This is a genomic window from Oricola thermophila (assembly GCF_013358405.1).
Classification (GTDB): Bacteria; Pseudomonadota; Alphaproteobacteria; order Rhizobiales; family Rhizobiaceae; genus Oricola; species Oricola thermophila.
The window spans coordinates 125,875-140,217 of the sequence record NZ_CP054836.1 but is presented as its reverse complement, the minus strand read 5'-3'; the positions used below and the strand labels follow the sequence as shown (position 1 = coordinate 140,217).

At 60.9% G+C, this 14,343-nt stretch carries 16 protein-coding genes; 7 read left to right on the top strand and 9 right to left on the bottom strand.

From position 1 onward, the window contains the following. Positions 1-21 precede the first annotated feature (21 nt). The 3 genes from HTY61_RS00590 to HTY61_RS00580 form a co-directional block, all read right to left on the bottom strand. Positions 22-1,176 carry a hypothetical protein gene (locus HTY61_RS00590; RefSeq protein ID WP_175274964.1) on the bottom strand — a complete coding sequence of 385 codons (1,155 nt, stop codon included), beginning with the start codon at positions 1,174-1,176 and terminating at the stop codon, positions 22-24. Positions 1,177-1,209: 33 nt separating this feature from the next. Further along, entirely contained in the window at positions 1,210-2,298 is a 1,089-nt protein-coding gene (locus tag HTY61_RS00585) for a hypothetical protein (RefSeq protein WP_175274963.1), read from the bottom strand. A 100-nt stretch (positions 2,299-2,398) separates the two neighbouring features. After that, positions 2,399-3,013, bottom strand: a complete 615-nt coding sequence (locus HTY61_RS00580) for a thymidine kinase (protein WP_175274962.1) — start codon at positions 3,011-3,013, stop codon at positions 2,399-2,401. 113 nt (positions 3,014-3,126) lie between these two features. On the opposite strand from HTY61_RS00580, the gene HTY61_RS00575 reads away from it, so the two are divergent. Both HTY61_RS00575 and HTY61_RS00570 read left to right on the top strand, forming a co-directional pair. Beyond that, on the top strand, positions 3,127-3,918 hold the full coding sequence (locus HTY61_RS00575; protein WP_175274961.1) for a HugZ family pyridoxamine 5'-phosphate oxidase: 792 nt from the start codon (positions 3,127-3,129) through the stop codon (positions 3,916-3,918). Next, positions 3,915-4,733, top strand: coding sequence for a TrmH family RNA methyltransferase (locus tag HTY61_RS00570; protein ID WP_175274960.1), 819 nt, complete (start codon positions 3,915-3,917; stop codon positions 4,731-4,733). Before HTY61_RS00575 ends, HTY61_RS00570 begins: the two co-directional genes overlap by 4 nt. 7 nt (positions 4,734-4,740) lie before the next feature. Here the strand turns inward: HTY61_RS00570 and HTY61_RS00565 are convergent, their stop codons facing one another. Then, a complete protein-coding gene (locus HTY61_RS00565; protein ID WP_175274959.1) occupies positions 4,741-6,015 on the bottom strand; it encodes a coiled-coil domain-containing protein in 1,275 nt (424 codons plus the stop codon). Positions 6,016-6,142: 127 nt separating this feature from the next. Then, positions 6,143-6,667, bottom strand: coding sequence for a DUF1134 domain-containing protein (locus HTY61_RS00560; RefSeq protein WP_246273081.1), 525 nt, complete (start codon positions 6,665-6,667; stop codon positions 6,143-6,145). A 375-nt stretch (positions 6,668-7,042) separates the two neighbouring features. Between HTY61_RS00560 and chpT the strand changes: the two genes are divergently transcribed. Together chpT and HTY61_RS00550 are read left to right on the top strand one after the other, a co-directional pair. Further along, on the top strand, positions 7,043-7,684 hold the full coding sequence (chpT, locus tag HTY61_RS00555) for a histidine phosphotransferase ChpT (protein WP_428978298.1): 642 nt from the start codon (positions 7,043-7,045) through the stop codon (positions 7,682-7,684). Between the two features lie 150 nt (positions 7,685-7,834). Continuing rightward, positions 7,835-8,203, top strand: a complete 369-nt coding sequence (locus HTY61_RS00550) for a response regulator (RefSeq protein WP_175274957.1) — start codon at positions 7,835-7,837, stop codon at positions 8,201-8,203. A 102-nt stretch (positions 8,204-8,305) separates the two neighbouring features. Here the strand turns inward: HTY61_RS00550 and ctrA are convergent, their stop codons facing one another. After that, positions 8,306-9,007, bottom strand: a complete 702-nt coding sequence (ctrA, locus tag HTY61_RS00545) for a response regulator transcription factor CtrA (RefSeq protein ID WP_175274956.1) — start codon at positions 9,005-9,007, stop codon at positions 8,306-8,308. A 402-nt stretch (positions 9,008-9,409) separates the two neighbouring features. Here ctrA and HTY61_RS00540 point away from each other — a divergent pair, with 402 nt between their 5' ends. After that, the gene (locus tag HTY61_RS00540; protein WP_175274955.1) at positions 9,410-9,793 is read left to right on the top strand and encodes a flagellar export protein FliJ; all 384 of its coding nucleotides are present in this window, start codon (positions 9,410-9,412) and stop codon (positions 9,791-9,793) included. A gap of 60 nt (positions 9,794-9,853) precedes the next feature. After that, a complete protein-coding gene (locus tag HTY61_RS00535; RefSeq protein ID WP_175274954.1) occupies positions 9,854-10,297 on the top strand; it encodes a paraquat-inducible protein A in 444 nt (147 codons plus the stop codon). 69 nt (positions 10,298-10,366) lie between these two features. Here HTY61_RS00535 and sciP read toward each other — a convergent pair whose 3' ends face one another. Further along, entirely contained in the window at positions 10,367-10,642 is a 276-nt protein-coding gene (sciP, locus tag HTY61_RS00530) for a CtrA inhibitor SciP (protein ID WP_175274953.1), read from the bottom strand. Positions 10,643-10,836: 194 nt separating this feature from the next. On the opposite strand from sciP, the gene mnmA reads away from it, so the two are divergent. Beyond that, positions 10,837-12,021: a tRNA 2-thiouridine(34) synthase MnmA gene (gene mnmA / locus HTY61_RS00525; protein WP_175278352.1), complete on the top strand. Its 1,185-nt coding sequence runs from the start codon at positions 10,837-10,839 to the stop codon at positions 12,019-12,021. A 3-nt stretch (positions 12,022-12,024) separates the two neighbouring features. Here mnmA and HTY61_RS00520 read toward each other — a convergent pair whose 3' ends face one another. Together HTY61_RS00520 and HTY61_RS00515 are read right to left on the bottom strand one after the other, a co-directional pair. Then, a complete protein-coding gene (locus tag HTY61_RS00520) occupies positions 12,025-13,170 on the bottom strand; it encodes a DegT/DnrJ/EryC1/StrS family aminotransferase (protein ID WP_175274952.1) in 1,146 nt (381 codons plus the stop codon). A gap of 150 nt (positions 13,171-13,320) precedes the next feature. Then, positions 13,321-14,277, bottom strand: a complete 957-nt coding sequence (locus HTY61_RS00515) for a Gfo/Idh/MocA family protein (RefSeq protein WP_175274951.1) — start codon at positions 14,275-14,277, stop codon at positions 13,321-13,323. Between the last annotated feature and the right edge of the window lie 66 nt (positions 14,278-14,343).

Genomic DNA, 14,343 nt, shown 5'->3' with positions numbered 1-14,343 from the left:
CGCTTTCCGGACATGCTGCGGTCACACATCGGTAATCACCTGCCCGCCTGAAATGATATGCGTCTGGTAGCCCTTGAAGACGCTCTCGGTCTCCCCTGCTGCATAGAGCGCCTGGTACGCCTCATGCGGAATCAGGGCGTGCTTCTCGTATGCAGATACGCCCATCCGCGCAGCTTCGAGATCGCTCGTCTCTATGTGGAACTCTTCCCGCGCCGGTTCCGATGACCACAGCCCCTTGCGCGCCGGCTTCTCGGCCTTTGAATAGACGTCCTGTATCGTCCATGTCAGCAGCCAGGCGTTCAACGGGTCTGCAACCTGTTCGAGGATGTGATTGACCCGCTGGTTGTGCGCTGTGATGCCGGCCGAGTAGAAGGGCCCGAGCACGATGCGCCGCAACTGCTTCGGGTGCAGCACGTCGAAATCCGTGTCCAGATTGGTGGCGATTGTCGACGGCGAAAGCGAATAGGCGGAATTGCGTTCCACGAAGGCATCGAACTCGCGCGCCAGCTCCGGGTTGAGCAGCCCGCCTACGGGAAGCGGTATGTCTACCGAGCTATCGAGCTTGCCATCCTTCGTGACCAGAAGTTTCACCAGGTCGGTGGAAGAATCCTCGACCATGACGCTGTAGACCAGCGGAAGGTTCGACGTGCCGTCGAAAGCGCCCCAGTGGACGAGATAGTATGGCCGCATTGTCTTCGGATTGACTGAGACCTTCACCGTTTCCGGCAACACCAGCGGCGAGAAGACGTGTCCCTCCTGGACCTTTTCCAGGTAGAGCCGCTCGGCCATCAATTGCTGCAACTCCGCGGGAAACGCCTTGTGACGCAGGATGAAGTCCGCCATCTCTTCACGCAGCGTGGCGGGATCCGCAATCTCGCCGAGCCGCGCCTTGGCCGTGCGTCGGTCGTTCTCCAGCTCCAACACGTTCTGGAACACCGGGAACCCGCTTTCCGCGCGCGAGATCCGAAAGGATTTCGCGTAGTCGAGATGATGCTGCCAACAGTCGAAGGATGTGGCCAGTCGCTGGACGTATTCCGTCACGATTCTCGCGATGAGGCCGTGCTTGTAGAGCGGCGAAGAATCGTCACGCAGGAATACGCCGAGCCCGTCCAGTGCCGCCCCGATGGAGGCGAAATAGCGGTCGACCGGCGTCGACGCGGATCGTTGCGCTTTCACGGTTCGAATGCCTCCCGCGGCAAACTCGTGCCCCTACTGGCGCACATAGTCCGCGGCGTTGTGCTTCTTCATGACATCGTCGAAGCGACGGGCGAATGCGTCGTCGGCCAGCTTCTTGCGCCTCTGGATGTCCTGCGTCGCGACCATGTTCTTCTCGTGCATCTCGAGCAGGTCGCCGATATGCTTCTGTGCCGCGGCGCCGATGCCGGCCATCGTCGTTTCGGCCGCGGTATCGACCTGGCTGCCAAGCGTGTTGATCTTGTGCGCGACATCCTGCTGCGCCGCCGTCTTCAGCGAGTCTTCCAGCGCCTTGTAGAGGACGATGCGTTGTTCGGTATCGATGGTCAGCTTGTTGATCAGCGTCTGCTGGGCCGCGATCTGGTTGTTCAGGGAATCGACAAAGGTCTGGAACATCGAGGTATAGCGTTCAAGTGTCTGGCTCTCTGCCAGCAACGTCTGCTCCAGCGCCTGCTTCTCGTTGTACTCGGTTGCCAGCTTCGAGCGTTCGCCTTCCAGTTCCGTCCGGTCCTTCTGGTTGGTCGTTGCCGCAATTCGGTTTTCGAGATCGAGCAACAGCGGATTCAGTTCCTCAATCCGTTTCTGTGTCGTCTCGAGTTCTTCCATGGTCTTCTTGCGACGTTCGATGACAGTCCTGAGGCTGTCCTCCGACGTGGCATACCGGGTATCGAGGATGTTCTTCTGATCTGTCAGTATGCCGACGATGGTGTCCGATTTCGCGAGCAGTTCCTGCAGGTTTCCGGCCAATGACATGTTGCGCACGCGTTCCGAACGCATCCGCTGCATGCGCTGCTTGGAAAACAGGCCGACCAGCTTTTCGAAGCCGGTATAGGATTTCATCGATTCGAATTCGGTCCCGAATACGTTGGTGGCGTCCTCCAGGCCGATGATCAGGTCGGCAATGTTCGCCTCCATGACCTTCTGCTGCTTCAGCACGTCCTGGATGCGGGCATTCTCGATATCGAATTCGGCGTCGCCTATGGCCTTGTCGGCCTTCGCGAACTTGTCGAGCACAACGCCCGACTGTTCGATCTTGGAGCGCATGTCCTCGACGACCTGCTTGGTCTTCTCGATCTCGGCATCAAAATTCTGCAAGGTCGCCATGTACACGGTCTCCGTTTCCCGGCCGGTTCGGCCGGATTCCCTCAGGTCATACGGGTATAGACTGTGGCGACCGACTCTGGAAGTTTCAAGCGGGACGAGGTCAGGGCTTGGAAAAACCGATCATGTCTTCGGCCGGAATGTGCCCCATCTCCTCTTCCCAGTGACGACGGCACAGCGACACATAGGCATCCTTGCCGATCACCACCTGGTCGCCGTCCTTGGCAACCTTGCCGTCCGGCCCCAGGCGAACGACCATTGTGGCCTTGCGCCCGCACCGGCAGATCGTTCGAACCTCGCGCAGTTCGTCGGCGATTGCCAGCAATGCCCGGGACCCGGAAAAGAGATTGCCTTGGAAATCCGTCCGGAGTCCGTAGCACATGACAGGAATGCCGAGACGGTCGGCGACACGTGCCAGTTGCCAGACCTGCTCTTCCTCGAGGAATTGCGCCTCGTCGACGAAGACACAGTGCGTCGTCTTCGACTGGTGGTGCTCGCGGATCCGCTCGAACAGATCGTCGCCCGAACGAAACATCTCGGCATCCGATTCCAGCCCCACGCGAGAGGAAATGTAGCCGAGATCCTCCTCCTTGCGGTAATGGCCGGCAACGAAGAGCAAGGTATGCATTCCGCGCTCGCGGTAGTTGTACGACGCCTGCAACAACATGGTCGACTTGCCGGCGTTCATTGTCGCGTAGTGGAAATAGAGCTTCGCCATCGGATGTGTTTCCGGCTTGCCTTTCGCTATCCAGATTTGGATGACATAACCCCTCCCGGCGCAAGCGGCCATGCGCCGGACCACGACATCAACAGATAGAAAGATCTAATGTCATGAGTGCCAGCGAGAACGGCCCCGACAAACAGCAGAAGCTCGTCCGCGAAACCGACGAAGAGGCGATACGGCTCGCTCGCACGCTCGTTGCGACTGCTCGTCACGGCGCGCTTGCCGTCATGATGCCGGGCGAGAAAGGCATTCCGGGAGCGAGCCGCGTTGCGCTTGCGACCGACTTCGACGGAACCCCGGTCATTCTCGTCTCGTCGCTGGCATGGCACACCCGCGCCATTGTCGAGGCGCCGGACTGCTCACTCCTCGTTGGCGAGGTCGGCAAGGGCGACCCGCTTGCCCATCCCCGCATATCGCTGTTCCTGCGTGCCCGTCCGGTCGAACGCGGCACGGCCGATCACGACCGGATTCGCCGCCGTTATCTGGCGCGTCATCCGAAAGCTGCACTCTATGCAGACTTCGGCGACTTTGCCTTCTTCCGGCTTACCATCTCCAGGGCCAGTATGAACGGCGGTTTCGGCAAGGCCTACGAGCTGACAGCGGAAGACCTTGCACCACGCGGCGATATCGCCGGCATCGCCGGGATCGAGGAAAGTGCGATAAACCACATGAACGAGGATCACGGGGAAGCGATTGACCTGTACGCCAGGGTCTTCGCGAAAGCCGATGCCGGCCGCTGGAAGCTGGCCACGCTCGACGCCGAAGGCATGGAACTCGTCGACGGCGATCGGATTGCCCGCATCTGGTTTCCGAGCCCGCTGCAAAGGGCCGAGGACCTGCGCAGCGTCCTGGCCGCGATGGCACGGGAAGCCCGCGAGAAAACCGGCGCCTCCGCATGACTGTTTCCGAAAGTCGCCTGACGCGGATAACCGACCCCGCCGATCCGCGCATTGAGGCCTATCGCGATATCCGCGAACGCGATCTCGTGCGCCGTCACGGCCATTTCATTGCCGAAGGCAAGACCGTTCTGCAGGTCCTCGTCGCCCAGGACCGCTTTCCTGTCCATTCCCTGCTCGTACTCGAAAACCGTGTTGGCGGGATCGCTGACCTGATCGGGGCCATGCCCGAAAGCGTGCCGGTCTATTGCGCGGCGCAGGATGTCATGGATGCGATTGCCGGCTTCCACATTCATCGCGGCATACTCGCCATCGCACGCATTCCCGACAACATCGCCATCCCCCCGGAACCGCTGCCCGCGAGCTGGAGAACCGTTCTGCTGCTCTCCGGCATTTCCAACCACGACAACATGGGTGGCATATTCCGAAATGCCGCCGCATTCGGTGTCGATGCCGTACTTCTCGATCCGCAATGTTGCGACCCGCTGTACAGAAAGGCGGTACGCGTATCGGTCGGCGGCGTGTTGCGCGTCCCGTTCTTCCGGACTGCATCGATGCAGGACGCGGTTGAACGGCTCGGTCGGAATGGCGTCGCTGTCGCCGCCCTTTCACCTGCCGGCCGGATCGACATCGCGAACTGGAAACCAGCCAGCCGCCAGGCTCTTGTCCTCGGCAGCGAAGGCCACGGACTCGCGCCGGAATGGCTCACCCGCCTGGAAACGTTGTCGATCGGGATGGCGCCGGGCTTCGACAGCCTGAACGTGGCCACGGCCGGAGCCGTCGCGCTTCATCAGCTGAGAACGGCGCGGGGAGATTGACCGGGACTCATGCGCTGTTGCGCTGAACATCGACCGCGCGCTGCAATGCCTTGATGCGATCCGCCAGGCTGACGACTTCACCGGCAGATGTCGAATCGTCCTCGGCGAGCAGCGCATTGATCCTGGATTGCGGCCCCTCGAGCCGCGCCGCCATCGCAACGACCTCCGCCGCCAGTTGGTTGAGCTTGTCGCGCAGGACGGTATCGCCGTTTCCGGAGTCACCATCGGCTTTGGCCGCGGCCAGTTCGCGCTTCAACTGGTCCCGTTCCAGTTCAAGGGAGCGGATCGCGACCGACTGCTGGGCCAACTTCAGCTGCAATTCTCCCATCGAATCCTCGTTCCCGTTTTCCTCCTCCGATGCGGACATCAACCGGTCGATGCGTATTGTCATCTCGGCGATCTGGCTTTCATGCGCCTCGTTCTGGCGCTCTGCCGCCTCTGCCCTCTGCTCAAGATCGCGCAGAGCGATGCGCAGCGAATCATTTTCCTCGCGCGAACGTTGCAACTCCTTGCTGCGCCGTTCGAGTTTCTCTTCCAGCGTGGATACCTGCGATATGGACTGTTCCAGTTTCGCTTCGATCTGTGCGAACCGCTTGCGCTCGGCGGCCAACGTGCTGCCGGTAGCCCGGCCTTCGGCGCCCAGTTCGCGAATCTCCCGCTGCAGGTCCCTGCGCACCTCCTTCAGCCCTGCCACGTCCTCGTTCAACTCGCCTATGCGGATATCCCGTTCGGCGATCTCCGCCTGAAGCGCACTGATCCGCAATTCGAGATTGCTGATGTCCTGGCTCCTCGCCTCCAGTTCGCGCTCGCGGTCTGCTGTTTCGCCCTTGGCGCTCTTCAACTCGTCCGTGCGAATTTCCAGTTCGGTACGCGTCGATTCCAGCGCGACCGAAACATCCGAGAGTTCCGTGGTCAGTTCATGTACCCGTTGGACAAGCGATGCGACCTCGCCCTTCAGACGCTCGCCCTCGGCCTCGCTGCCGGCGAGTTTCTTCTCAAGGTCATGGATTTTTGCATTCTGCTCCTCGGTCAACGCCTTCCGGGCGACATTTTCCTCGCGCAGTGACTTGACCTGCATCTCCACGCGCCGCAACGCGATTGCGTTTTGAGCGCGTAACATGTCCTTCTCGGCGTTCAGTTCGTTGATGGACAGTGGTAATGCCGACTCAATGCGCTTGCGCGTCAGAAAGACAGCACGACGCCATATTGCCGGCGCGACGAGGAGCGCCAGCAATACGGCTGCAAGAAAGCCGAGCGAAAATATGAGTACCGATTGGATCAAGGCCTGTTTCCTTGGGCGGCAGGCTAGCATCTGCCACGGAAAGGGCCAACAATCCAGTGCAAAGGTACACCGCGAGAGCCGGCGAATTCCTTTCTCGCTGGCCGGGCCTGATCCGGGGAAACTCTACTCAGAACGGATTCCAGGTCGGCATGGGCGTCACCTTGAGATAGCCGACCGACACGCCGAGGCGTGCGCCGACGCCGGTCCGCACCGGCACAAGCAACACATTGCCGCGCTTCAGCACGTGGAACCCAACTCCGGCCACGAGATAGGCAGATCCGGAAACGCCGCCATAACGGCCATAGAGCCCGTCGACGCTCTGCAGGTCGTAGACCAGCATCATCGTCCGGTTGCCGTCGGCGCCGAAATCCCAGCCCACCGACGGCCCCTGCCAGAAGACGGTGTGATCGCCGGCATTCTTCGTATAGAGCGTGCCCTCTCCGTAGGTCAGGCCGCCGACGAAAGCCCCGGAGCCCTCCTGTCCCAGGATGTAGCCGTTGGGCAGGCCGTAGCTGGCGAAAATCTTCTCGATCACCGACGCAAGGCCGCCCGATGTCGCGCCGAAGAACGTGTGCCCGGCATCGATGATTTCCTGGACCGTGTAGGTGTCCGCGGCCTGGGCACGCGCCTTCATCGGCATCGCGGCGACCATGACGGAAACCGCGATCGCCAGCAGAAGGGGTACGAATCTCGGGACCCTGGCGACGCGGACATTTGGCGCGGATTTGCTAAGCTGGATCATGGGGGTTCCTTCCAACGCTCGGGAAAATCTTGTCCCTTCCTGCCGTCCTTGTCAGCCGCCTGCCGCTGCAATGCGAATGCCCGGTCCGTTTAACGGACTCTTTTCTTCAGGCTTGGTTTTACGCCTCCAGAGTTTACGCATCATTAATGCTTTTCCGCGGAAAACGGGGACACCCGCTACCGATGGTGAAAACCCGGCTTTCTTGCCTGTCCGAAAGTGCCGATGTTACGCCAGTCGATGGACGAAACACTGATTCGCCGCGAAGCGGCAAACCGGAGCCTGACCATGCCGTCGATTTTCACGCTGTCGCCGTCGGATCTCGCAGCGCTGCTGTGCAGCAAGGTCTGCCATGACATCATCTCGCCTGTAGGGGCCATAAACAATGGCCTCGAACTGCTGGACGAGGGTGGCACGGACGAGGCGGCGATGGACCTGATCCGGACCAGTGCACGCAACGCGTCGGCCAGGCTGCAATTTGCGCGCATCGCCTTTGGCGCGGCCGGTTCTGCCGGCGTGGAAATAGACACGGGCGACGCTCAGGCCGTGGCCGAAGAGTTCATGAAGGGCGAGAAGCCCGAGTTCACATGGACAGGCGATCGCGGCTACCTTCCGAAGAACAAGGTCAAGTTGCTCTTGAACCTCGTCCTGATCGGCAATGCCGCGATACCCCGCGGCGGCAATCTCGATATCGTGCTGGAGGGTCTGCCGGATTCGCTGAAATTCACGGTCACGGCCGCCGGCAGGCTTCTTCGCGTTCCCACGAAGTTCGACGAACTTCATACCGCCATGCAATATGGCGCGCCGCTCGACGAGCCGGTGGATGCGCATTCCGTACAGGCCTACTACACGCTGCTGCTGGCATCGGATGCGGGCATGAAGATCGACATCGCCTCGGACGACGAGAAAATCGTCTTCACGGCGGCCTGATCGGCCATCGGACCATGGTTAACCGATCGTTTCGGCAAAGGTGAAATTGCCGGATAGCGACTTTCGGCTTCCTTCAATTTTTTCGGATATGGTCCTTCGCGATTGTGGGGACTTTCCGCGTGAGCGGAGGAATGGAAAGGATGGTATCAAATGACTCGTTATTTGATAGTCGATGGGTCCGGCGTTGTTCGCAAGGTGGCAAAACGGATACTGACGACCTCGGGGGATGAGGTTTACGACGCCGAAACCGGCAGTTCCGGACTGTCCGCATTTTCATCCTATTCGCCCGAAGTCGTTATCGTCGAGAACGATCTGGCCGACATGGACGTGACCGATTTCATTCGCCACATTCGCGCCATGCACGCCGTTCAGCAGCCGACCATCTTCGTGATGATGACCGAGATGAACCTGGCGCAGATGACGCGGGCGAAACGAGCCGGCGCGAACGACTATCTCATGAAGCCGTTCGATCGCAACCAGCTCATCAGCCGTCTTCAGACCGTCAAGCACGCGGCTTGAACCGCCTGTCCTCGCGCGGGGGATGGGCAACGCCGAAACGAACAAGGCCCGGCCAATCCAGGCCGGGCCTTGTTCGATCAGGATGAGAGAGAATAGGGCCGATCAGGCACTTTCGGCCATCGAAACCTGCTCCGGCTCGCGCAGCACGTAGCCGCGCCCCCATACAGTCTCGATGTAATTGACCCCGCCGGACGCCGCGTCGAGTTTCTTGCGCAGCTTGCAGATGAAGACGTCGATGATCTTCAGTTCCGGCTCGTCCATGCCGCCATAGAGATGGTTGAGGAACATTTCCTTGGTCAGGGTCGTGCCCTTGCGCAGGGAAAGCAGCTCGAGCATCTGGTATTCCTTGCCGGTCAGATGCACACGCTGGCCGCCGACTTCCACCGTCTTGGCGTCGAGATTGACCACGAGGTCGCCGGTCGTGATGATCGACTGCGCGTGCCCTTTCGACCGCCGGACAATGGCGTGAATGCGCGCGACCAGCTCGTCCTTGTGGAACGGCTTGGTCATGTAATCGTCCGCACCGAACCCGAGACCGCGCACCTTGTCCTCGATACCGGCCATGCCGGACAGGATGAGAATGGGGGTCTTGATCTTGGAGAGGCGCAACGTGCGAAGCACCTCGTAGCCGGACATGTCAGGCAGATTCAGATCCAGGAGGATGATATCGTAGTCATAGAGCTTTCCAAGGTCGACACCCTCTTCTCCAAGATCCGTCGAATAGACGTTGAAGTTCTCCGACTTCAGCATCAGTTCGATGCTCTGTGCGATCGCGCTGTCGTCCTCGATGAGCAAAACTCGCATTTCTTTCCCCTTCTCCTGCCCGATGATCGCGTCCGTCCGATCCTGAGGCAGAATCACATTGGCCCGCGTCTAGGCTGCCATGGAATGGTTAACAAAACATATTCCGGTTCCGCAAGACTTCATTCTCTATTAATCCATTCTCTCAGGCACCTGAAATCGCTAGATTTTTTCAACGGCGTTACCGGACTTTCCGCATGAAAAAACGTCTCTAAGCGATTCAATTGACTCACCAAACTTTCACCCCGGATGGCAGTTTGGATTTACTCTGCCTTAAAGGTTGCGGCCTATCATTAACGGAGGACGTAAACGAAGTGTTACCAAAAGCCGGTTATGGCTTGCGGATACGATCCGCGTCCGTCGAATTCGAGTGACCGCTAGCGTTTGGTTCTAGGAGTTTTGCGTATGAAACCGAGGGACAACATGATTCGTCTCCGCCAGTTCAAGGTTGCGGAGAAGCATCGCCAGGTCATGCAGCTTGAGAGTATGATTTCCGAATTCGAACGGATGGCCAGCGAGCTGGACGCGCAGATCGTGGCGGAGGAAAAGAAATCCGGCATTACGGATCAGAACCATTTTGCCTATCCGACCTTTGCCAAGGCCGCACGCACGCGCCGCGACAACCTGATGACCTCGATCCGCGATCTCAAGCAGCAAAAGGAAGCTGCCGAGGCGGAATTGCTCGAGGCCGAGGCGGAACTGCAGAAAGCGGAACGCCTCGAGGTGCGCGAAGCACGTGCCGGAAGCTCCTCCGGCGCCGACGATCAGCGCAAGGAGATGATCGGCTAGGTCGCGCATCCGTCCCTCTGCGCGCTTGCCTTGTCGACCGGGGCCGACTACGAGCGCTGCATGCGTGTCGTCACCGGGCTGCTCCTGACAATATCCGCCTTCAGCCTCGCGCTGGGGATCACCCAGCCATTGCTCCGGTTCGAGCACCTTGTCTTTTTCAGTCGCACGCCATCGCTGATCGAGATGATCCGCGAACTGTGGTTGTCCGATGACGCGTTCCTGGCACTTCTGATAGCGGCGTTTTCCGTCCTGTTCCCTGCCGGGAAGATCCTTGCCACCCAAGCCCTGCTGCTTTCCGCAAACCGGGATTCGTCTGCCCGCGAGCGCATGCATCGTCTGCTCAACGCCATATCGAGATGGTCGATGATGGACGTTCTGCTTGTCGCGCTGGTGATATTCGCCGCCAAGACATCCGGACTTGCCGATGCGTTCACCCAACCGGGCCTGTGGTTTTACGCCACCTCCGTCGTCACGGCAGCAGCAGCAACGATGATGCTCCGCTGACCGCGAACGGCCCCCAAGGTTTTCGAGATGGCGTGTCGTGGATGACGCTGCTGCCTGGACGACGCAGGTTCAGTGGCGGTATTGCTGAATACGCGTGGTGCGCAGCCCGGCAAGGCCGTGCTCGTCGATGGAAGCCTGCCAGGACAGGTACTCCTCGACCGTCAGCGCGTAGCGCTGGCATGCCTCCTCAAGGCTCAGGAGTCCGCCGCGAACGGCGGCCACGACTTCGGCCTTTCTGCGGATCACCCAACGCCGGGTTGAAGCAGGCGGCAGATCGTTGATTGTCAAGGGGCTGCCATCCGGCCCAATCACATATTTGACGCGCGGTCGAATCTGGTCGGTCATTGCACTCACTACACACTCAAAGACCATTAACGATGCCACATTACGGCCACAGCTTTAAAAAACACCTAAGGCAACGGTAGGCATTTGGTAATGCCTGCGGCAGGCAGCCGCCGCGCCGGAATCTCGTTTCCATGTCTGGTACTGGCGGCTCCACGAAGCTATATCCGCCCGGTACGCAACAACCAGGCGACACGATGAATTCGCTCGATATCGACAAGCCGCCGGAAAAGACCCGTGTCGTCGTCGCCATGTCCGGCGGCGTCGATTCCTCGGTCGTTGCCGGTCTGCTTCACGCCGAGGGTTACGAGGTGATCGGCATCACCCTGCAGCTCTACGATCACGGGGAAGCCGTCCGCAAGACCGGGTCGTGCTGTGCCGGCCAGGATATCGACGATGCACGTCTCGTCTGCGAGACGCTCGGCATTCCTCACTATGTTCTCGACTACGAGAGCCGGTTCCGCGAGGCGGTGATCGACAACTTTGCGGATTCCTACCTGGCGGGAGAAACCCCCATTCCATGCGTTGCGTGCAACCAGACGGTCAAGTTCGCCGACCTGCTCAAGACGGCTCGCGACCTGGATGCCGACGCGCTCGCAACGGGACATTATATCCGGTCCCGCAAGGTCGGCGAGCATCGCGCACTCTTCCGTCCGGTCGACGCAGATCGCGACCAGAGCTATTTCCTGTTCGCGACGACCCAGCCGCAGATCGACTTCCTGCGTTTTCCGCTGGGTGAAATGACAAAGGACGAGACCCGCCGGCACGCGACGGAAATGGGTCTCCTGGTAGCCGACAAGCCGGACAGCCAGGACATCTGTTTCGTTCCGAACGGCAACTATGCCGACGTGATCGCCCGACTGCGCCCAGATGCCGCTCTTTCCGGGGACATCGTCCACGTCGATGGCCGGATTCTGGGGCGTCATGACGGCATTCTTCGCTACACGGTTGGCCAGAGAAAGGGTCTCGGCGTTGCCACCGGGGAGCCGCTATACGTGGTCAGGCTCGATGCCCGGTCGCGCCGGGTCATCGTGGGCCCGCGTGAAGCGCTCGACACACGCATCGTGCATTTGCGCGAGACGAACTGGATCGGGGACGGCGCGCTCGACGACATTCCCGCTGAAGGACGCGAAGTGATGGCGCGGGTTCGCTCCACGAGGCCGCCTGCGCCGGCACGGATTTTCCACGAGGCCGGCAACACCTGGGTCCGTCTCTCGTCGGGAGAAGGTGGCGTCGCGCCCGGACAGGCCTGCGTTCTCTATGACGGCGAAGGTGCCGGCGCCCGCGTTCTCGGCGGCGGTTTCATCGACCGCACCGAGCGCTCGCCGGAAACCGAGGCCATGCTGGCCCGGCTCGATGCGGCCATGGCCGAGGCCGGCTGAGACTCATTCGGCCGCCGGGATCCGTTCGGGGTTTGCCGTAACGAATGAGCGTATTTCCCCGATCACCCGTTCCTGGCCCTCTTCCGAAAGATAGGCGTGCATCGGGAGACAAAGGATGGTTTTCGGCTTTGCCTCCGAAACAGGCAAGCCGTTCGGCGCAACGGGGAACCGCTCGTAGGCGACCTGCTTGTGCAGTGGCTTCACATAGTAGATCACCGACGGGATATCCCGCGACTTCAGATGCGCCTGCAACGCGTCGCGCTCCGGCAGCTCGATCGCATACTGGGCCCAGGCCGACCGGCATCCGGGAGGGTTCGACGCCGCCTTGACGAGGTCCGAAAGCCCTTCGTGGTATCGCGCCGCGACGCGCTGGCGCGCTTCCATCTCTTCCTCGAGAATGGCGAGCTTCTCGATCAGAATCGCCGCCTGGATCGTGTCCAGGCGCGAAGTCAGGCCGATCCGGACATTGTCGTACTGGCTGGTGCCCATTCCGTGGAACGCGATGGAACGCATGACTTCGGCAAGTTCGTCATCGTCGGTCATCACCGCGCCGCCGTCTCCGTAGCACCCAAGCGGCTTTGCCGGATAGAAGCTCGTGGATGCGACATTGCCGAAGCTTCCGCATCGCTTGTTGTCGGCTTCGCCGCCGATCGATTGCGCCGCGTCGGAAATGACCATCAGGCCGTGCCGGGCGGCAATCCTGCCGATGGCGGTATAGTCGGCAGCGAGACCGAACAGATCGACCGGGATGACAGCCTTCGGCTGCAACCGGCCTTCGGTCTCGATCATGGCGATCGCCTCCTCGAGCGAACGCGGATCCATGTTGTAGGTGTCCGGATCGATATCGACGAACACGGGTTCTGCGCCCGCCAGCGCGACGACTTCCGCTGTGGCCGCGAAGGTGAAGCCCGGCACGAACACGGCATCCCCTCGCCCGATTCCCTTCGCCATCAGGGGAATGAGCAGGGCATCGGTTCCGCTGGCGCAGCCTACGACATGCTTCACGCCGACATATTCCGCCAGCCGTCGTTCGAATTCACCGACCTGGGGTCCGAGAATGTATGCCCCGCTCTTGACGACCGCGTCGACGGCGGCAGTGATCTTGTGCTCAATGCGCGTCCGCTGCGCGCCGAGATCGATGAATTGCATGAACTACCCCAGTTTCCGGGCCCGCAGCAGTGCGGCGGCCCTCATTTCCTCGTCGCCCGCCCGCCGCTTATCGCGGATGCGCGCCGGACGTAAAGGGGACATGCATCAATCCGTTTGCGCCTTTGTAACCTGCGGTGAACAGGCGGGGCGCTAGCTCCCGGCCTCCTCCAGTATCCGCAGGACGGCAACGCCCTGCCGACCGTCGGTCAGCGGCGTCTTTCCGCTTTCGATACAGTCGATGAAATGCGCCAGTTCGTCGGTAAGGGCCATGTTCGGTTCAAGCGGCACGTATTCCGGCTCGCTCAGCGAGAAATCCCAGTTCGTTCCCTTCGGGTCGATCGAGTGGCGATACAGCGCCAGCTTGCGCGGCCAGTCCTCGAGATCGTCCCACACCGCCATGCCCTCGGACCCGATGACCGTGAACCGGCGCTCCCGGTAGGGGCTGTGGCGGGACACATGCACATGTGCGCCCATGCCGCCGGCGAAATCGAGATGAACATGGGCGATATCCGTCGTACCTATCGATACGCCGCGATGGACGCCCCGCACCCGCTCCGGCTCGCCGCCGGCCAGCGTGAGCATCAGCGAAAGATCGTGCGGCGCAAGGTCCCACAACGCGTCGAACCGGGCATGGAACTTGCCGAAACCGAGCCGATGGCTCTGAACATAGCGAATCTCGCCGAGATCGCCGGCGGCGATGCGTTCGGCAAGCGCCACGAACGCGTTGTGATAACGCAGGATATGCCCCGTCATCAGAACCCTGCCCGCGGTCGCCGCCTCCTCGACGACCTTGGCGCCGTCGGTCGATGACAGGGACAGCGGCTTCTCGACGAATACGTGCTTGCCGTCGGCAATCGCGCGCAGGGCATATTCCGCGTGCACATGCGCGGGCAACGCGAGGACGACGGCATCGACATCGTTGTCAGCGAAAATCTCGTCCGGCTTGCAGGCCCGTGCGCCGAAGGGCTGGGCGAGCATTTCCGCGCGATCGAGATGGATGTCCGACACGGAATGGAGGGCGCCCATCTCGCCAAGCGTGCGCACGTGGTTCGCCCCCCAGTAACCGCAACCGATGACGGCGAGCCTGGGACCGTTTTTGCTGGGCATGACAATGTCCGGAATGGTTTTGATGGATGGACGCGTTTTAAGCGCGTTTGCACATTCAAAACAAGG